Source organism: Cryobacterium sp. Hh38 (genome assembly GCF_004403235.1).
In the GTDB taxonomy this organism is placed as follows: Bacteria; Actinomycetota; Actinomycetes; order Actinomycetales; family Microbacteriaceae; genus Cryobacterium; species Cryobacterium levicorallinum.
The window spans coordinates 80,799-97,987 of the sequence record NZ_SOHD01000028.1; the positions used below are offsets into that span (position 1 = coordinate 80,799).

Sequence of the window (17,189 nt, forward strand, 5' to 3'; positions counted from 1 at the left end):
CGCTGTGAATGGAGCGCGTTACGGGCGGTCGGTCTCGAGAGCGGATGCCGCGGCATCCGTTTCAGAGACCGGTTCGGCCACGGCGTCGGCTGCAGCATCGGCCGGGTCCTCGGGCAGCTCTTCGAGCAGTCCGGGCGGCGGGGTGATGGTGACGATGCCGGCCTTCACATCGACGCTCGGCACGATGGCCTTCACGAAGGGGATCATGACGTCGCCAGTGGGCGTCTTCACGATCAGCAGATCTTGCGCGGGCATGTGCTCGAGGCGACCGATGGTGCCGATGCGCACACCGTCACGCATGACGGCGAGCCCGACGAGCTGGTGGTCGTACCAGGCGTCTTCTTCATCCGACTGCTCGGCGACGTCCGCGTCGATCCAGAGGATCGCCTTGGCGAGCGTTTCTGCCGTGGAGCGGTCGGGAACATCCTTAAAAAAACCGACCGCGTGCTGGTTATACCAGCGCAGCTCGACGAGTTCAATCGTCTTGCCGTGCCAGGCCGACCCGGTCGGAACCTGCAGGGTGAACACGGCGCCCGGGACGAAACGTCGTCCCGGGTCATCCGTGAACAGTTCGAGCTTGATTGCTCCCTTGAGGCCGTGAGCCTTAGTCAGGCGCCCCACCCGTAATTGCTGGGTGCGGTCCTTCTCGCTATCGTTCACCGTCGTGTCGTTCACTGAACTAGAAATCGGTGTCGACGACGTCGACACGTACGCGTCGACCATCGGCCAGAGCCGCAACGAGGGTGCGCAGGGCCTTGGCTGTGCGACCGGCACGACCAATGACCCGGCCGAGATCCTCGGGGTTCACACGAACCTCGAGCACCTCGCCTCGGGGCGAGTTCTTTTCTGCAACGTGCACATCATCGGGGTGATCAACGATCCCCTTGACGAGGTGTTCGAGCGCGGGAGCAAGCAACAGTTACGCCTCTTCGGTTGCTTCGGCAGCAACCTCGGGGGCCTTGACGACCGGCTTCTCGGCCTTGGGCTTGAGAACCGGCTTCTTCTTCTCGTCAGCGACGAAAGCGACCTTCGGTTCCTTCACCTTGACGGTGTTCTTAGCGTTCTTGTCGCCCTTGAAGATGCCCCAGTCGCCCGTGAGCTTGAGGAGTGCAGCAACCTGCTCGGTCGGCTGAGCGCCGACGCTCAGCCAGTACTGCGCACGCTCGGACTTGACCTCGATGACCGAGGGCTCCTCCGTGGGGTGGTAGATGCCGATTTCTTCGATGACACGACCGTCGCGCTTGGTGCGCGCGTCGGCAACGACAATGCGGTAGTACGGTGCACGGATCTTGCCCATGCGCTTCAGACGGATTTTGACAGCCACAATTCTCCAGTGTTAATTCGTTGTTTGGCGAACCTTGGGCCGTGAGCGTGGGGGCACACTCGGCATAAGCTCTATAGGATCACGTTGCACCGAGATAGAGGGTCGGGCACAACGGATCGCGACTAATCATTCTGTCAGAGATTGCGGGCATTGTGATAATCGGACCTCAACGACTTTTACCGGCCCACTCAAGGAGCCCCCGTGCCACTGGAATTCGCCCGATCCGCCCGATCCACCGTGGGCATCGAGTGGGAGGTCGCCCTCGTCGACCGCTCGACCGGCGATTTGGTCAATATCGCCGACGAAGTGCTCGACGCCCTGCGCGGCCCCGACGGCTCGGCCCACCCAACGATCACCGGCGAGCTGCTGCTCAATACGGTCGAGCTGGTTTCGGGCGTGCACACCACCGTAGGCGGTGCGGTAGCGGATGTCGCCGACCAGCTCGGCGAGGTGCGCCGCGTGCTTTCGGGACGCGAGGTCGACCTGATCTGCAGCGGATCGCATCCGTTTGCGCAGTGGTTCGACCAGACCGTCACCGACAAAGCCCGCTATCACAAGCTCATCGACCGCACCCAGTGGTGGGGCCGCAATATGATGATTTGGGGAATCCACGTGCACGTCGGCATCGAGGACAAGGCCAAGGTCATTCCGATCATGAACGGCCTGCTCACCTACGTGCCACACCTGCAGGCGCTGAGCGCGTCGAGCCCGTTTTGGGCCGGGGTCGACACGGGCTATGCCAGCAACCGCTCGCTCATGTTCCAGCAGCTGCCGACCGCTGGATTGCCCTGGGACCTGCCCGATTGGGAAGCCTGGGAGCGCTACGTCGACGACATGGCCGTGACCGGCATCATCGAGGACGTCACCGAGGTGCGCTGGGATATTCGCCCGTCGCCGCGCTGGGGCACAATCGAGATTCGAGTCTGCGACGGCGTCTCGACGTCCGTGGAGCTCGGCGCGATCGCCGCGTTCATCCAGTGCCTGGTCGAGTGGATGTCCACCCGCCTCGACGCGGGGGAAGACGTTCCGCGCATGCAGCCGTGGTTCGTGCGCGAGAACAAGTGGCGGGCCGCCCGCTACGGGCTCGACGCCGAGATCATCCTCGATGCTGCGGGCGCCGAATGCCTGGTAACGGATGATGTGCGCCGCCTCATCGAGACCCTCTCCCCCGTCGCCGAGCGGCTCGGCTGCCTGCCGGAGCTGCTCGGACTGCACCGCATCATCGATGAGGGCGGGAGCTACCAGCGGCAGCTCGCCGTCGCGGCCACGCATGACGGCAGCCTGCCGGCGGTGGTTGCGGCGCTCAGCCACGAGCTCGCGGAGGGGCTCGGGAGCTAGCGCGTTGGATGCACGCGCGCCCAAGCCGTGCGGTCGCCACGCGCCGGTTCGCTGCACGGGCGCCCCTTGTTGGCTCGCGCGCGGCGCACACCAGCCGCGCAAGCAGCGCGGGGCCGCGCAGCAGCATCCGCTCGGGTCAGGCGTTCTTGCTGTCGCGCCAGGCCAGCCAGTCGGTGGCCTGGCCGAGGTCGTAGTCGGGGCCGGAGATTCCTACGGTGAACAGGCGCGTGCCGAGGTCGTAGAGCGCGTCAGCGTCGTCCACCGTGCGGCCGCGCAGCTCGGTGGAGATCTCGATCTCGCTCAGGTCGCGGCCGACCTCGTCGCACCAGGCGCCGAGTACTCCGAGCTTGTGCTCGAGCACCTCGGGGTTGGAGAACGAGTGCCAGATATCGGCGTGCTGGGCGACGATGCGCAGGGTTTTCTTTTCGCCGCCACCGCCGATGAGCACCGGGATGTCGCGGGTGGGCGGCGGGTTGAGCCTGGCCCAGCGGGCCTCGATGCGGCCCAGGCTGGCATCGAGGGCGTTCAGCCGAGTGCCGGGAGTGCCGAACTCGTAGCCGTATTCCTGGTAGTCGCGCTCGAACCAGCCCGCGCCGGTGCCGAAGATGAAGCGACCGCCGCTGATGTGGTCGATCGTGCGCGCCATGTCAGCCTGCAGGTCGGCGTTCCGGTAGCTGTTGCAGTTGACCAGGGCGCCGAACTCGAGGGTCGTGGTCTGCTCGGCCCAGGCGGCGAGGATGGTCCACGACTCGAAGTGCAGACCATCGGGCTCGCCCGTGAGCGGAAAGAAGTGGTCCCAGTTGAAGGCGATGTCGGCGCCTCGGGCCTCGACCTCGGTGAGGGTGTCGCGAATCTTGGAGTATTGGGCGTGCTGCGGGGCGATCTGCACACCGATGCGCACGTTGTGGTTCGCCGTCGAAGTCATGCGTCCAGCCTAAGACCGCCCACGGTTCGTGCCCCGGCGCCCAGGCCCCCGGCCTCCAGCGCCGACCGAAGGCCACTGCACGCGCACAACTCCTGCCATTTCTTCGGCGATCACCGCAGATCCCAGTAATTTGCACGGAACGGGCTTCTGGCGCTCACGATTTGCAGGAGTTACGCGCGGTCCACGGACTCAGCGATCAGATTGGGCCCACCTTCTGCGACCGGGCCCGGGCCCGGAAACTGGGCCCATGATCCATCAAGGGCCCGCTTCCGTAAGGCGGGCCCGGCTCACCAAAGGCTTTCCCCAAACGGATACTACCGGCCGAGCATTTTCTGCAGCGCGGCCATTTCCTCTTCGGTGGGGCCGCCGGCCTTGCCCTTACCCGGCTGGGCGCCGGAGCCGAGGCCGAAACCGGAGCCGGCGGCATCCGCTTTGGAAGACTCACCGGCAGACTTAACGCCCGAGGCGATCGCGGCGTTCTCGGCAGCGCGCTTGGCTGGGTTGCCCGACTTGGAGCCCTTCTTCTTGGCCACCTGCTTGGGCTTGCCGCCGTAGCCGGCACCGGGAATGGGGCCCATGCCGGGGATATTGGGCATACCACCCTTGGCGACTGTCTTCATCATCTTGGCGGCCTGTTCGAAGCGCTGCACAAGCTGGTTCACCTCGGTGACGGTCATGCCCGAACCCTTCGCGATGCGCATACGGCGCGATCCGTTGAGCAGTTTCGGGGTGGTGCGTTCAAGCTTGGTCATCGACTGGATGATAGCCTCGGTGCGCACGATCTCGCGCTCGTCGAAGTTCTCAAGCTGCGCCTTCATGGCGCCGGCGCCGGGCAGCATGCTCATCATCTTCTTGATCGAACCCATGTTGCGCAGCTGCTGCATCTGGCCGAGGAAGTCGTCGAGGGTGAAGGAGTCGGTCGCGAACTTCTCGGCGACCTTGCGGGCCTCGTCCTCATCGAAGGCACCCTGCGCCTGCTCGATCAGGGTGAGGATGTCACCGAGGTCAAGGATGCGACCGGCCATGCGGTCCGGGTGGAACGGCTCGAAGTCGTCGAGTCCTTCACCGGTCGAGGCGAACATGATCGGGCGTCCAGTGAGCGAAGCGACCGACAGGGCGGCGCCACCGCGGGCGTCACCGTCGAGCTTGGTGAGCACGACGCCGGTGAAGTCGACGCCGTCCTGGAAGGCCTTCGCCGTGGCGACGGCGTCCTGGCCGATCATGGCGTCGATGACGAAGAGCACCTCGTCTGGATCGATCGCCTTGCGAATGTTGGCGGCCTGCTTCATGAGCTCCGCGTCGACACCGAGACGTCCGGCGGTGTCGACGATGACGACGTCGTGAACCTTCTGCAGGGCGTACTTCACGCCGTCGCGGGCGACCTTGACCGGGTCGCCGACACCGTTTCCGGGCTCGGGCGCGTAGACGGCGACACCGGCCTGTTTAGCGACGACCTCGAGCTGGGTGACCGCGTTGGGGCGCTGCAGGTCGGCGGCGACGAGCAGCGGGGTGTGGCCGTCTTTGGCGAGCCACTTCGCGAGCTTGCCGGCGAGGGTGGTCTTACCGGCACCCTGCAGGCCCGCGAGCATGATGATGGTCGGCGGCTTCTTGGCGAATTCCAGCCGGCGCTGCTGGCCGCCGAGAATCGTAATGAGCTCGTCGTTGACGATCTGCACAACCTGCTGGGCCGGGTTCAGCGCCTTGCTGACCTCGTCGCCGAGGGCGCGCTCGCGCACCTTGCCGGTGAAATCCTTGACGACCTCGAGGGCGACGTCGGCGTCGAGCAGGGCGCGACGGATCTCACGAACGGTGCCGTCGACATCCGCTGCGCTGAGCTTGCCCTTGGTGCGGAGGTTTTTGAACGTCTCGGCAAGACGATCTGAGAGGTTTCCAAAAGTTGCCATGATGCGTTTAGTTTAACCGGTGGCCGCTGCTACTTCGAAACGGATGCTGAGGCGCGGTTCCGTCAAATTCGGGCGAGCGTCAGTTCTGCGCCGCCACACTCGGTGCAATCAGCCGCTCGACCGCACGAACGACGTTGGCTCGGCGAACCGCGATTGCCGTCACGTCCGGAGGAGGGCCCCCGTGCGCGAGCACCGCCCCGGGCTCGTGAACCCAGGCTGAGGCGATGCCGAAGATGAGCGTCATGAGCTGCACCGGTTGCCAGGAAGCATCGACCCGACCGGCTGTCTGTGCCAAGCGGATGCGCCGCACCTGTTCGTCCCGATAGCCCAGCATGACCTCGAGGGCCGGCAGCCAGGTACCATCGGTCTCGAGGCGGGCCCAGTCGATCATGCGCAGGTGGTCACCGTGCAGCATTCCGTGATCGAACAGCGCTCCGGCGAAGGCCGGCACGTCATTGTCGGTGAGCACGGCATCGCTCGCGAACTCGCGCAGGTTGAGCTCCAACACCTCGAGGAACAGCTGCTGCTTGTCGGAGTAGTAGGCGTAGAGGCGTTCCTTGCTCGCCGCGGCGCTCTTGGCGATGCGGTCGATGCGGGCCCCGGCTAGTCCGTAGGCGGCGAATTCGGTGCGCGCCGCCTCAAGAATGCGGGTCTGGGGGTCTGCTCCGTCGCGTGCCATGTTTTCACTATAGTTCACAAAACGAACGAGTTCGTTCGGTTTGCACGATAGAGTCATTGTTATGCCCGGTATCAGTACAAACCAGTCCAGTTCTGCCCCGCCCGCGTCGGCGGCCACCGCGCCCCACCCACGAAAGTGGTTGCTGCTGGCCATCGTGGCGCTCGCCCAGCTCACCGTCGTACTCGACGGAACCATCGTGAACATCGCGCTCCCCCAGGCACAGACCGCGCTCGGCATGAGCGACGGCGAGCGCACCTGGGTCGTCACGCTGTACTCGCTTGTCTTCGGCGCGCTGCTGCTGCTCGGCGGGCGTATTGCCGACTTCTGGGGCCGCAAACGCTCCTTCATCGTGGGCATGGCCGGGTTCGCCATTGCCTCGGCCCTCGGCGGCGCCGCCCAGAGCACCTGGGAGCTACTCGCCGCCCGCGGCCTGCAGGGCCTGTTCGCCGCGCTGCTCGCGCCAGCCTCGCTCGCCCTGCTCACGGTCAACTTTCCCGGCGGCAAGGACCGCATCAAAGCCTTCGCCGTCTACGGCGCGATCGCCGGCGGCGGCGCGGCGGTCGGCCTCATCCTCGGCGGCGTGCTCACCGAGTACGCAAGCTGGCGCTGGTGCCTCTACGTGAACGTGCCGATCGCCATCGTGGCGATTGCGGCCGCCATCCCGGTCGTTCGCGAGAGCAAGGCACACGGAAATACCCGATATGACGTGCCGGGGACTATTCTCGTGGCACTCGGCCTCGGATCCCTGGTATTCGGCTTCGCGCAGGCCGAGAGTGGGTGGGCCAGCTCGCCCGTGCTCGTTTGCCTCCCGCTCGGACTGGTGTTGCTCGTGCTGTTCGTGCTGGTGGAAAAGCGGTCGAATCATCCGCTGCTGCCGCTACGCATTATGGCAAACAAGGTACGCGGCGGAGCCTTCCTCACGGCGCTGCTCTCGGGTGCTGCGCTGCTCGGAGGGCTGCTGTTTCTCACCCTGTACTTTCAAATCGTGCTGGGCTACACCCCGATTCAGTCCGGTCTGGCTTCCCTGCCGATGACCGCGACGATCATGATCGGTGCCGGCGTGCTGTCGAAGTTTCTGGCGCGTACCGGCGTGCGCATTCCGATGACCGTCGGACCGATCGTCGGCGCGGCCGGGCTGCTCTGGATGACTCAGATCACGGTGAACGGCAACTATTCGCTCGAGGTGCTGCCGGGGCTCATTCTGCTCGGCGCCGGACTCGCCATGATCTTCGTGCCGCTGCAGAACGTGGCTCTGTCGGGAATTGCCGAGCATGATGCCGGTGCGGCGAGCGCGGCCGTGACTGCGATGCAGCAGATCGGCGGTTCGCTCGGAACCGCCCTGTTCACCGCGCTGTACACCGCTGCCGTGAGTTCGTACCTGATCGGTAAGGTTCCCACCGAAGTCGTTCAGCTGGGCGCTCTCGTGAGCGGATACCAGTCCGCCTTCCTGTGGGCGGCCATCATTATCTTCGCGGCGGGGCCCATCGCCTTCTTCCTGGTGCGCCCGCGCAAGGAAGACCTGCTCGGCGCGGGGCAGGCCGCACACCTCGGGTAGCCCGGTTCGGGGCTGCCGGCGCTCACCTGGGCCCACCCTAAGGAACCGGGCCCACGATAGATCATGGGCCCGGTTTCCGGGCCCGGGCCCGGAAATGATGGGTTAGCTGTCCAGGGTTACCTGGACGGTGTCGCCGTGTACGTCGATTGTCACGACTAGCAGGCCGTCGGTGTCGTCGGGGCTGATGGCGTATTCGAGCACCGCGAAGTGCGCTTCGCTGCCGGCGCGGTGCGGGTGAAAGCCGATGCGCTGCAGGCGCAGCGAACGCAGGAAGTCAATTTGCTGGTCGCCGGAATCCCAGATGATGGCGTTTTCGATCGCTTCCTGGTCCATTTCGTCGAGCTGCTCGGCGATGTACTGGCTGGTCACGGAGACCTCGGCCGACAGATCAGCGACGAGGGATTCCCGCACCTGGGAGTCGAGGTCCTCCATCGACCCGATCATGGCCGCGGCGATATCGAGCGCTTCGGCGGTGACCGAATCTTCGTCGGGCGAGCTGAGGTCGATCTCGACGCTCTGGTCTCCGAGCTCAGCCGACTCCGACCAGTACACCTCGCCCTCGTCTTCGTCGCCGAGAATTCCGAAGAAATCGTGTTCGATGCTCATAGTGCTCCTCTTAAATTCTTCATCAGCCGACGAGTTTTTGCGCGAACACGTGCGGGGTGAAACCGGTGAGGTCGTTGATGCCCTCACCCTGCCCGACCAGCTTGATCGGAATGCCGGTCTTTTCCTGCACGGCGAGCACGAAGCCGCCACGCGCTGAGCCGTCAAGTTTGGTCAGCACGAGCCCGGTCACCCCGGCGTGCTCGATGAACGCCTCGGCCTGGGCAAGCCCGTTCTGACCAGTCGTGGCGTCGAGCACGAGCAGCACCTCGGCGATCGGTCCCTGCTTTTCGACGACCCGGCGAATCTTGGTCAGCTCGTCCATCAGTCCGCCCTTGGTCTGCAACCGCCCGGCGGTGTCGATGAGCACGATCTCGATGCCCTCGTTCTTCGCCTTCTCGACCGTCTGAAAGGCGACGGAGGCCGGATCCTGGCCGGTCATCTGCGGCTTCACGATCTGCGCCCCGGCTCGTTCGGCCCAGGTCGCCAGCTGCTCGACCGCCCCCGCCCGAAAAGTGTCGGCCGCGCCGATAACGACGCTGCGACCGTAGGTCTGCAGAAACTTGGCGAATTTGCCGATCGTGGTGGTCTTGCCGACGCCATTGACGCCGACGACGAGCACGATGGCCGGCCGTTCGGAGAGGGTCAGGGTGGAGTCGAGAACGGACAGCCGCTCTTCAATTCCTTCGCGCAGCATCCGCTGTAAATCGGCAGGGTCGGTCGTGTTGTACTTGGCGACCTTGGCACGCAGGTCGGCGATGACCGACTCGGTGATATTCGGGCCGAAATCGGCCTGCAGCAGGGCGTCCTCGAGGTCGTCCCAGGTCTGCGCGTCGATGGTCTTCTTCGTGAACATTCCGCGCAGTGCGCCGGAGAGGGACCAGGGGGTGCGTTCAGCCATGTCCCTAGCCTACGGGGGCGCCGCCGCCTTGCGCGCGGCGAGCGGCACCAGCTTGTCCCCGTGGCAGCAATGGCCGGTGAGCGGCACCAACCAAGCGGATGTCCGCGACACCACTCAGGCGCCGCCGTCATCCACTGCCCGGAAGGCGCGCCGAGTACCCGGCGGTCTGTATGACGCTGCGTGACAGTGTGTGACAGCACGTGACCCTCGGCTGCGACATTGCACCGTGGTCGCAGTAGCGTTGGCGGGGTCGCTGCGATCGAAATCATTGGAGCGGCGCCGCAAACCGAGGGAGCCGACGTGCCGAACGAAACCGAGACGGTGCCCACCGTCACGACGGGGGCCGAGAACGCTCCGGCGGCAGCCACCAAGCTGGCAGCAGCTCGCTCGCCGCGGCCATCCACCCGTCCGAACGGCCAGTGGAAGATCGACGGCACCGAACCGCTCAACGGCAACGAGGTCTGGAAACAGGTCGACAATGGCCTCGCCGTGCGCGGCCGCATCGAGCAGATCTATTCCAAGCAGGGTTTCGACTCGATCGACGGCACCGACCTGCACGGCCGTTTTCGCTGGTGGGGCCTCTACACGCAGCGCAAGCCCGGCATCGACGGCGGCAAGACCGCCACCCTGGAACCGGAAGAGCTCGAAGACCGCTACTTCATGCTTCGGGTGCGCATCGACGGCGGCCAGCTCACGACCGAACAGGCCCGTGTGATTGGTGAGGTGTCCCGCGACTTCGGCCGCGACACCGCCGACCTGACCGACCGCCAGAACATTCAGCTGCACTGGATCCAGATCGAGGACATGCCCGAAATCTGGCGCCGCCTCGAAGCCGTCGGACTCGAAACCACCCAGGCCTGCGGTGATGTGCCGCGCGTGTTCCTCGGCTCCCCCGTGGCCGGCATCGCCGCCGACGAACTCATCGACCCGACCGAGTCGATCAACGAGCTTGCCCGCAAATATCTCGGCACCGACGAATTCGCCAACCTGCCGCGCAAGTTCAAGACCGCCATCACCGGTCACCCCAGCCAGGACGTCGTGCACGAGATCAACGACATCGGCCTCGTGGCCGTGGAGCACCCCGAACTCGGCATCGGCTACGATCTCTGGGTCGGCGGCGCGCTCAGCACCACCCCGCGTCTGGCCGAACGGCTCGGAGCCTTCGTCGCTCCCGACCAGGTGTCCGAGGTTTGGCGCGGCGTCGTCTCCATCTTTCGGGACTACGGCTACCGCCGCCTGCGCGGCAAGGCCCGCCTCAAGTTTCTGCTCGCCGAGTGGGGCACCGACAAGTTCCGTCGTATTCTCGAAGACGAATATCTCGGTTATACCCTGCCCGACGGCCCTGCCGCACCGCGCCCGAAGACGCAGGGCGACCACATCGGTGTGCACAAGCAGAAGGACGGCCGCTTCTACATCGGGCTGGCCCCCTTCGTCGGTCGTATCTCCGGTCAGACCCTTACCCGTGTCGCCGACCTGCTCGAAGCCCACGGTTCGAGCCGACTGCGCACCACGCCGCACCAGAAGCTCGTCGTGCTCGACATCGCCGAAGAACACGTCGAACCCCTGATCGCGGCCCTCGACGAGATCGGGCTGTCGGCCCGCCCGAGCCTGTTCCGCCGCTCGACCATCGCCTGCACCGGCATTGAATTCTGCAAGCTCGCCATCGTCGAGACCAAGCAGACGGCAACGGATGCCATCCTCGAGCTGGAGAAACGGCTCGCCGGAATCGATGCCCCGCACCCGATCAGCCTGCACGTGAACGGATGCCCCAACTCCTGCGCCCGCATTCAGACTGCGGACATCGGGCTCAAGGGCCAGCTGCTGCCCGACGGCAACGGCGGGTCCACCCCCGGCTTCCAGGTGCACCTCGGCGGCGGCCTGGTCTCCGCTGACCGTGACGAGGCCGGCCTCGGCCGTACCGTGCGCGGCCTCAAGGTAACCGCCGAGAACCTCGCCGACTATGTCGAGAGCCTCGTGCTGCGTTTCCTGGCCGCCCGCACCGACGACGAAACCTTTGCCCAGTGGGCGCACCGCGCCGACGAGGAGGACCTCAAATGAGCGCCATCAATCTGAACGCGGTCAAACAGGCCGCGGCATCCGTTGCCCGTGACCTGCCGCCGCGCCGACCGGCCGCCGAACTGCAGGCCCTCGCCGAAGCTGGCTCAGCCGAACTCGAAGCGGCCGCAGCAGCCAACGGGCGCGAGGCCACCGCTGCGGAGGTCGTGGCCTGGGTCGCGCGCAACTTCGGCGCCGACAGTGTCGCCGTCGCCTGCTCCATGGCCGACGCGGTACTCCCCGAGATCGTGTCTAAGCAGCTGCCCGACGTCGACGTGCTCTTTCTCGATACCGGCTACCACTTCGCCGAAACCTACGAGACCCGCGACGCTGTCGCCGCCGCCCTTCCGGTGACTGTCGTTGACGTGCTGCCGCTCACGACAGTTCCGGAGCAGGACGCCCTGCACGGCGCCGAACTGTTCGCCCGCGACCCCAACTCCTGCTGCGCCATGCGCAAGGTGGAACCGCTACAGCGTTCGCTCGGCGACTACGAACTGTGGTTCACCGGTGTGCGCCGCGACGAAGCCCCTACCCGCGCCAACACGCCCCTGGTCACCTGGGACGAACGCAATGGCCTGGTCAAGGTCAACCCGGTCGCCGCCTGGAGCTACGACGAACTGATGGATTACGCCACCGAGAATCACGTGCCGGTGAACGTACTCCTGTCGCAGGGCTACCCCTCCATCGGCTGTGCCCCGTGCACCCAGCCCGTCGCGGCGGGAGCCGATCCCCGTTCCGGCCGTTGGGCCACCCTCAAGAAGACAGAATGCGGGCTCCACCTATGACTACCACGACGGCACACCGCCTTTCCGAACTCGACGTGCTCGAGAGCGAAGCCATCCACATTATTCGTGAGGTCGTCGCCGAGTTCGAGCGGCCCGTGCTCATGTTCAGCGGCGGCAAGGACTCCGTCGTGGTGCTGCACCTCGCCGCGAAGGCCTTTTGGCCGGGCAAGATTCCCTTCTCGCTGCTGCACGTGGACACCGGCCACAACTTCCCCGAGGTGCTGGAGTTTCGCGACAAGACCGTCGCAGCGCACGGGGTGCGCCTCACGGTCGCCAAGGTCGAGGATTACGTCGCCGACGGCCGTCTCGCCGAACGCGCCGACGGCACCCGCAACCCGCTGCAGACCCTCCCGCTACTCGACGCCATCGCCGCCGGCCGGCACGACGCTGTCTTCGGTGGCGCCCGCCGCGACGAAGACAAAGCCCGCGCCAAGGAACGCATCCTCTCCCTGCGCGACGAATTCGGCCAGTGGGACCCGCGCAACCAGCGCCCCGAACTGTGGAACCTCTACAACGGCCGCCACACCGTCGGCCAGCACGTGCGCGCCTTCCCGATCAGCAACTGGACCGAACTCAACGTCTGGCGCTACATCGAACGCGAAAACATCGAGCTGCCCCCGCTTTACTACGCCCACGAGCGTGAGGTCTACCGCCGCGACAATATGTGGCGCTCGGTCAGCCCGGTCAGCCTGCCCCGTGCCGACGAAACCGTCGAAACGCGCACGGTTCGGTACCGCACGGTGGGTGATATGAGCTGCACCGGTGCGGTCGACTCGACCGCAGCATCCGTCGCCGATGTCGTGCGCGAAGTGGGCGTTTCCACCATCACCGAACGAGGCGCAACCCGCGCCGACGACCGCATTTCAGAGGCCGCCATGGAAGACCGCAAGAAGGAAGGATACTTCTGATGCGCGTCCCCATCTCCGCGGTCGGCGTCACCCTGGCCGTGACGCTGCTGCTGAGCGGATGCTCCGGCGCGGCCTCCGCCACCGGGCCGGTCCAGGAAATCCGACTCGGCTACTTCGACAACCTCACCCATGCCCCGGCCTTGGTCGGCATCGAGCAGGGATTCTTCGCCGACGCCCTCGGCGAAACGACCCTGACCGCCCAGGCTTTCGGTGCCGGTCCGGCCGCGATCGAGGCGCTCAGCGCCGGTGCTATCGATGCCGCCTACGTCGGTCCGAGCCCGGCCATCAACACGTTTGTTCAGAGCAAGGGGCAGAGCGCGGTGATCGTGGCGGGTGCCACAATCGGCGGCGCCGCCCTCGTCGTGCGCGACGGCATCGACTCCCCCGCCGACCTCGCCGGCACGACTCTCGCCTCCCCTCAGCTCGGCAACACGCAGGACATTGCCCTCCGCTCCTGGCTCGAGGACGAGGGTTACGAGACCAGCACGACCGGTGGCGGCGACGTGACGGTCACCCCGACCGACAACGCCCGCGCGCTCACCCTGCTGCAGAGTGGGCAGATCGACGGCGCCTGGCTGCCCGAACCTTGGGTCTCTCGGCTGGTGCTCGAAGCGGATGCTCACGTGCTCGTCGAAGAATCATCCCGGTGGCCGAAGGGCGAATTCCCCACGACCGTGCTGCTTGTCGGTGCTGATTTCAATCGCGACCACCCGGAAACGGTGCGGGCGCTGCTCGAGGGACACACGGCATCCATTGCCTGGCTGAACGAGCACCAGGCCGAGGCGGCCGGCGTGATCAACGCGAAGCTGACCGCCGACACCGGCAAGCCGCTCGCCGACGCGGTCATCGAACGCGCATTGGTCGGCCTGCACTTCACCAATGACCCCCTGGCCGGCACTTTTCCGGTCTCGCTGAAACGAGCAGTCTCTGCCGGCCTCGCAAAAGACGGCGACCTCAATGGCTTGTTTGACCTGACCCAGCTCAACGGCATTCTCGCCGCAGCGCAAGGCGCGCCTGTTTCGGCCGCCGGACTCGGAACGGAGTAATCGCATGACCCTCACCATTGACACCCAGGACCTCACCACGGAAGCCGCCGTCGCCGCCCCCGAAGGCACCCTGTTCCGCTTCGCGACGGCCGGTTCGGTCGACGACGGCAAGTCCACCCTGGTGGGCCGGCTGCTGCACGATTCGAAGGCGATCCTCGCCGACCAGCTCGAAGCCGTCACCCGCACGTCCACCGAGCGTGGCTTCGGCGGCGAGAGCGGTGGCATCGACTTCGCCCTGCTGACCGACGGCCTGCGCGCCGAACGCGAACAGGGCATCACCATCGACGTGGCCTACCGCTACTTCGCGACTCCCGCCCGCTCGTTCATTCTCGCCGACTGCCCCGGCCACGTGCAGTACACCCGCAACATGGTCACCGGCGCCACCACAGCGGATGCCGTCATCATGCTCATCGACGCCCGCAAGGGCGTGCTCGAGCAGACCCGCCGGCACCTCAGCGTTGTCGCCCTGTTGCGCGTGCCGCACGTAATCGTCGCGGTCAACAAGATCGACCTCCTCGATTACAACGAGGCCTCCTTCCGTGAGGTGGAGGCGAGCGTTCGCTTGGTCACCGCCGAACTCGGCCTCGGTTCTGACTCGCGTGCGGAGGTCCACGTCATTCCGGTGTCGGCCCTGGTCGGCGACAACGTCGTCGACCGCTCCGAGCGCACCCCCTGGTATGCCGGTCCGAGCCTGCTCGAACTGCTCGAAACCCTCACCGTGATCGACGACCTCGACGATTCCGGGCGCGCCACCGAGGCGTTCCGCCTGCCGGTTCAGCTCGTGCTGCGGCCGCAGGGCGCGGTCGTCGTCTCCCCGGAACTGGTCGATTCCTACCGCGACTACCGGGCCTACGCCGGGCAGGTCGCGAGCGGCAGCATCAAGGTCGGCGACATGGTAAGCGTCGAGCCCGGCGGAGGCACCAGCACCGTCACCGGTATCGACTTCGCCGGAGTGCAGCTCGACGAGGCCTTCGCGCCCCAGTCGATCGCGCTGCGCCTGGCCGACGACCTCGACATCGCCCGAGGGGCCGTCATCGCGGCCGCAGGCAGCCTGCCCCCGGTCACCCGCGCCCTCGAAGCCGATTTGTTCTGGCTCGACCCGCGTCCGCTCGCACCGGGAGCCCGCGTGCTCCTGAAGTTCGGCACGACCGTCGTGCAGGCCCTGATTCGCGAGGTCACCGGCCGCCTCGACCTCACGACCCTCGGCGTCGAACCCGCCACCAGCCTGGCCGTGAACGATATCGGGCAGGCCAACATCCGTTTGTCGCGCGATTTGCCGGTGGAACGCTATGCGCAGAATCGTCGCTCCGGGGCGTTCCTCGTCATTCACCCGCAGGACGGCGCAACCCTGGCCGCCGGTATCGTCACCGCGCCGGGCGAGCCCACCCGCGCCGGCGACGGCTCGGGTGCCGGGTCGGACGTGTCGCCGTGACCTCCCTGACCAGCGTGTCTGTCGCCCCGGCCCCGACCGCGCTCGAACCCGTCGCGATCACGATCGATGGCCTCGGTAAGCGCTACGGCACCGGTCCGCTCGTGCTCGATGACATCAACCTGTCGATCGAAGCCGGCCAGTTCGTCTGCCTGCTCGGGGCAAGCGGATGTGGAAAGTCCACGCTGCTCAACATCATTGCCGGCCTGGAGAAACCCACCGAGGGCGCCGTCACCGTGGCGAGCGGCAAGGCCGCCGTCATGTTCCAGGACGCAGCGCTGTTTCCGTGGCTGACGGCCGGCCGCAACGTGGAGCTGGCCCTGAAACTGCGCGGGGTTCCGCGCAAGGACCGCCGAGCGGATTCCCTCGAACTGCTCGACCTGGTCAACCTCGCCGATGCCGCCGACAAACGCCCGCACGAACTCTCCGGGGGTATGCGGCAGCGGGTCGCCCTGGCCCGCTCGCTCGCGCAGGACCGCAAGGTGCTGCTGATGGACGAACCCTTCGCCGCGCTCGACGCCATCACCCGCGACCTGCTGCACGAAGAACTCGAACGGGTCTGGCGCCAGACCGGCCGCACGATCGTGTTCGTCACCCACAACGTGCGCGAGGCCGCACGGCTGGGACAGCGCATTCTGCTGATGTCCTCACGCCCAGGCCGCATCGTCAACGAATGGACCATCACCGACACCGGCTCCCGCCGGATCGAGTCCCCCGAGGTCGCCCGCCTCGGTGACGAAATCACTGACCAGCTGCGCGAGGAGATCCGCCGCAATGCCGCTTGATGCTCGCACCGACACCATTCGTGGCGGAGCAACCAACGACCCGAGCCACGACGAACTGCGCCGCCTCGAAGCCGGTTTGGATTCGCTGCAGGCCGTTCCCGAAACGCCCCGCGGCGCCTTTCGCCGCACCCTCGACGGTGTCCTTCCCCCGATTCTGCTGCTCATTGCGCTGGTCGCGGCCTGGCAGGTTTACATTCTCATCGTCAAACCCCGGCCCGACCTCACTCCCGGCCCCTTAGACGTATTCGATTCCCTCGTGAGTGCCTGGTCGAGCGACCGCCTGCAACTCGCGGTATCGACGAGCCTCGAGCGCGGCGGTCTCGGCTTTCTCATCGCCATCGCCATCGGCACCCCGATCGGGCTGCTGCTCGCGGAGTGCCGCCCGGTGCGGCGTGCGCTCGGACCGCTGCTCTCCGGCTTGCAGGTGCTCCCCTCGGTCGCCTGGGTTCCCGCCGCGATCATGTGGTTCGGCCTCACCGACGCCACGGTGTACTTCGTCATTCTGATGGGCGCTGTCCCCTCGATTGCCAATGGGCTCGTCTCGGGCGTCGATCAGATTCCACCGCAGCTGCGCCGCGTCGGCACGGTACTCGGCGCCTCGCACCTGCAGATGGCGACCCTCGTGGTGTTGCCCGCCGCCCTGCCCGGCTATTTCTCCGGCCTCAAGCAGGGCTGGGCCTTCGCCTGGCGCTCACTCATGGCCGCCGAGATCATCACCATGGGCGGCACGATCGGCTTCGGTCTCGGTTCCATGCTGCACCAAAGCCGCGAGCTCGCCGACCTGTCCGGGGTGCTCGCCACGATCCTGGTGATTCTGTTCGTCGGAATCCTGGTGGAACTCGTGATCTTCGCCCCGATCGAGCGTCGCCTGCTGCGCCGCCGCGGACTGATGGCCGCTGGCCTGCGCTGACCCGCCCGCATCCACTCTTCTTCCCTTTGTTTGAAAGGCTCC

Annotated in this window: 17 protein-coding genes; 9 read left to right on the forward strand and 8 right to left on the reverse strand. The window is 66.3% G+C overall.

Annotated features, from left to right (window positions below; all coding sequences use genetic code 11):
• Positions 1–18: 18 nt before the first annotated feature.
• The 3 genes from rimM to rpsP are packed head-to-tail and all read right to left on the reverse strand — an operon-like array spanning position 19 to position 1,324.
• A complete protein-coding gene (gene rimM, locus E3T41_RS09980) occupies positions 19–675 on the reverse strand; it encodes a ribosome maturation factor RimM (protein ID WP_233195299.1) in 657 nt (218 codons plus the stop codon).
• A gap of 4 nt (positions 676–679) precedes the next feature.
• Positions 680–916, reverse strand: coding sequence for an RNA-binding protein (locus tag E3T41_RS09985; RefSeq protein ID WP_035879344.1), 237 nt, complete (start codon positions 914–916; stop codon positions 680–682).
• A 3-nt stretch (positions 917–919) separates the two neighbouring features.
• The gene (gene rpsP / locus E3T41_RS09990; protein ID WP_092449227.1) at positions 920–1,324 is read right to left on the reverse strand and encodes a 30S ribosomal protein S16; all 405 of its coding nucleotides are present in this window, start codon (positions 1,322–1,324) and stop codon (positions 920–922) included.
• 201 nt (positions 1,325–1,525) lie between these two features.
• On the opposite strand from rpsP, the gene E3T41_RS09995 reads away from it, so the two are divergent.
• Complete coding sequence (locus E3T41_RS09995; RefSeq protein ID WP_134478386.1) at positions 1,526–2,662, forward strand: glutamate--cysteine ligase; 1,137 nt, start codon at positions 1,526–1,528, stop codon at positions 2,660–2,662.
• Between the two features lie 136 nt (positions 2,663–2,798).
• Here the strand turns inward: E3T41_RS09995 and E3T41_RS10000 are convergent, their stop codons facing one another.
• The 3 genes from E3T41_RS10000 to E3T41_RS10010 form a co-directional block, all read right to left on the reverse strand.
• The gene (locus E3T41_RS10000; RefSeq protein WP_104132580.1) at positions 2,799–3,587 is read right to left on the reverse strand and encodes an LLM class F420-dependent oxidoreductase; all 789 of its coding nucleotides are present in this window, start codon (positions 3,585–3,587) and stop codon (positions 2,799–2,801) included.
• 314 nt (positions 3,588–3,901) lie between these two features.
• Positions 3,902–5,491, reverse strand: a complete 1,590-nt coding sequence (ffh, locus tag E3T41_RS10005) for a signal recognition particle protein (protein WP_092449230.1) — start codon at positions 5,489–5,491, stop codon at positions 3,902–3,904.
• 79 nt (positions 5,492–5,570) lie between these two features.
• Complete coding sequence (locus tag E3T41_RS10010) at positions 5,571–6,170, reverse strand: TetR family transcriptional regulator (protein ID WP_158251637.1); 600 nt, start codon at positions 6,168–6,170, stop codon at positions 5,571–5,573.
• A gap of 61 nt (positions 6,171–6,231) precedes the next feature.
• On the opposite strand from E3T41_RS10010, the gene E3T41_RS10015 reads away from it, so the two are divergent.
• Positions 6,232–7,725 (forward strand): MFS transporter, encoded by a 1,494-nt coding sequence (locus E3T41_RS10015; protein ID WP_104132581.1) that lies wholly within the window; start codon positions 6,232–6,234, stop codon positions 7,723–7,725.
• Positions 7,726–7,827: 102 nt separating this feature from the next.
• Here the strand turns inward: E3T41_RS10015 and E3T41_RS10020 are convergent, their stop codons facing one another.
• Both E3T41_RS10020 and ftsY read right to left on the reverse strand, forming a co-directional pair.
• Positions 7,828–8,331 (reverse strand): DUF2004 domain-containing protein, encoded by a 504-nt coding sequence (locus E3T41_RS10020; RefSeq protein WP_092449232.1) that lies wholly within the window; start codon positions 8,329–8,331, stop codon positions 7,828–7,830.
• Between the two features lie 22 nt (positions 8,332–8,353).
• Positions 8,354–9,229 carry a signal recognition particle-docking protein FtsY gene (gene ftsY / locus E3T41_RS10025; protein ID WP_104132582.1) on the reverse strand — a complete coding sequence of 292 codons (876 nt, stop codon included), beginning with the start codon at positions 9,227–9,229 and terminating at the stop codon, positions 8,354–8,356.
• A gap of 321 nt (positions 9,230–9,550) precedes the next feature.
• Here ftsY and E3T41_RS10030 point away from each other — a divergent pair, with 321 nt between their 5' ends.
• Genes E3T41_RS10030 through E3T41_RS10060 form a run of 7 tightly spaced genes read left to right on the forward strand, consistent with a single transcriptional unit; the run spans position 9,551 to position 17,147 of the window.
• Entirely contained in the window at positions 9,551–11,287 is a 1,737-nt protein-coding gene (locus tag E3T41_RS10030; protein ID WP_092449417.1) for a nitrite/sulfite reductase, read from the forward strand.
• Positions 11,284–12,069: a phosphoadenylyl-sulfate reductase gene (locus E3T41_RS10035; RefSeq protein WP_134478390.1), complete on the forward strand. Its 786-nt coding sequence runs from the start codon at positions 11,284–11,286 to the stop codon at positions 12,067–12,069. The genes E3T41_RS10030 and E3T41_RS10035 overlap by 4 nt, the downstream gene beginning before the upstream one ends.
• Entirely contained in the window at positions 12,066–12,977 is a 912-nt protein-coding gene (gene cysD, locus E3T41_RS10040) for a sulfate adenylyltransferase subunit CysD (protein ID WP_233195300.1), read from the forward strand. The genes E3T41_RS10035 and cysD overlap by 4 nt, the downstream gene beginning before the upstream one ends.
• Positions 12,977–14,023: an ABC transporter substrate-binding protein gene (locus E3T41_RS10045; RefSeq protein ID WP_092449236.1), complete on the forward strand. Its 1,047-nt coding sequence runs from the start codon at positions 12,977–12,979 to the stop codon at positions 14,021–14,023. Before cysD ends, E3T41_RS10045 begins: the two co-directional genes overlap by 1 nt.
• A 4-nt stretch (positions 14,024–14,027) precedes the next feature.
• The gene (locus E3T41_RS10050; protein WP_134478392.1) at positions 14,028–15,455 is read left to right on the forward strand and encodes a sulfate adenylyltransferase subunit 1; all 1,428 of its coding nucleotides are present in this window, start codon (positions 14,028–14,030) and stop codon (positions 15,453–15,455) included.
• Positions 15,452–16,237, forward strand: coding sequence for an ABC transporter ATP-binding protein (locus E3T41_RS10055; RefSeq protein WP_092449238.1), 786 nt, complete (start codon positions 15,452–15,454; stop codon positions 16,235–16,237). The genes E3T41_RS10050 and E3T41_RS10055 overlap by 4 nt, the downstream gene beginning before the upstream one ends.
• Positions 16,227–17,147, forward strand: a complete 921-nt coding sequence (locus E3T41_RS10060) for an ABC transporter permease (protein WP_104132585.1) — start codon at positions 16,227–16,229, stop codon at positions 17,145–17,147. Before E3T41_RS10055 ends, E3T41_RS10060 begins: the two co-directional genes overlap by 11 nt.
• Positions 17,148–17,189 lie beyond the last annotated feature (42 nt).

What these genes read in the sequence shown, in the direction of transcription:
- E3T41_RS10000 (WP_104132580.1), bottom strand. Translation starts at nt 3,587, where the DNA reads ATGACTTCGACGGCGAACCACAACGTGCGCATCGGTGTGCAGATCGCC.
- ffh (WP_092449230.1), bottom strand. Translation starts at nt 5,491, where the DNA reads ATGGCAACTTTTGGAAACCTCTCAGATCGTCTTGCCGAGACGTTCAAA.
- E3T41_RS10010 (WP_158251637.1), bottom strand. Translation starts at nt 6,170, where the DNA reads ATGGCACGCGACGGAGCAGACCCCCAGACCCGCATTCTTGAGGCGGCG.
- E3T41_RS10015 (WP_104132581.1), top strand. Translation starts at nt 6,232, where the DNA reads ATGCCCGGTATCAGTACAAACCAGTCCAGTTCTGCCCCGCCCGCGTCG.
- E3T41_RS10020 (WP_092449232.1), bottom strand. Translation starts at nt 8,331, where the DNA reads ATGAGCATCGAACACGATTTCTTCGGAATTCTCGGCGACGAAGACGAG.
- ftsY (WP_104132582.1), bottom strand. Translation starts at nt 9,229, where the DNA reads ATGGCTGAACGCACCCCCTGGTCCCTCTCCGGCGCACTGCGCGGAATG.
- E3T41_RS10035 (WP_134478390.1), top strand. Translation starts at nt 11,284, where the DNA reads ATGAGCGCCATCAATCTGAACGCGGTCAAACAGGCCGCGGCATCCGTT.
- cysD (WP_233195300.1), top strand. Translation starts at nt 12,066, where the DNA reads ATGACTACCACGACGGCACACCGCCTTTCCGAACTCGACGTGCTCGAG.
- E3T41_RS10045 (WP_092449236.1), top strand. Translation starts at nt 12,977, where the DNA reads ATGCGCGTCCCCATCTCCGCGGTCGGCGTCACCCTGGCCGTGACGCTG.
- E3T41_RS10050 (WP_134478392.1), top strand. Translation starts at nt 14,028, where the DNA reads ATGACCCTCACCATTGACACCCAGGACCTCACCACGGAAGCCGCCGTC.
- E3T41_RS10060 (WP_104132585.1), top strand. Translation starts at nt 16,227, where the DNA reads ATGCCGCTTGATGCTCGCACCGACACCATTCGTGGCGGAGCAACCAAC.